The organism is Vibrio sp. S457-15 (assembly GCF_000960545.1).
Classification (GTDB): Bacteria; Pseudomonadota; Gammaproteobacteria; order Enterobacterales; family Vibrionaceae; genus Vibrio; species Vibrio parahaemolyticus.
The window spans coordinates 1-394 of the sequence record NZ_JYOQ01000141.1 but is presented as its reverse complement, the minus strand read 5'-3'; the positions used below and the strand labels follow the sequence as shown (position 1 = coordinate 394).

General features: G+C 48.0%; 1 protein-coding gene. It reads left to right on the top strand.

The window, feature by feature from the left end:
* Window positions 1-394, top strand: a 394-nt coding sequence (locus UF05_RS15390) for a PAS domain-containing protein (protein ID WP_156148034.1), incomplete at both ends; no start/stop codon positions are given.

Genomic DNA, 394 nt, shown 5'->3' with positions numbered 1-394 from the left:
CTGAAAACACGTCTATGACTCAGTTACAGCTGAAAGACTCCATGGAGAAATTCGGCGCACTTTACCACAGCTCATCGTTGGGCATGCTGATCGTTATTGAACGCGAAATCGTCGCCGCCAACCATCGAGCGCTTGAACTACTGAGTTATAAAAAGTCCGAGCTTCTTGAGCAGTCATTAGACACGCTCTGCCCTACGACTGCTGATGCGTGTCGTGTTGATGCAATGTATCGAGAGCTTCAACATGGCCGCAATCAGTTTGAAGCACAGATGCTAGACAGCCACGGCGAAACCATCGATTGTTTAATAGAATCAACACTGCTTCAGCACAACGGGCACACCGCCTTGATGCTGCTGTTGCAAGATTTGCGTGAAAACAAACAACAAGCAGAGAT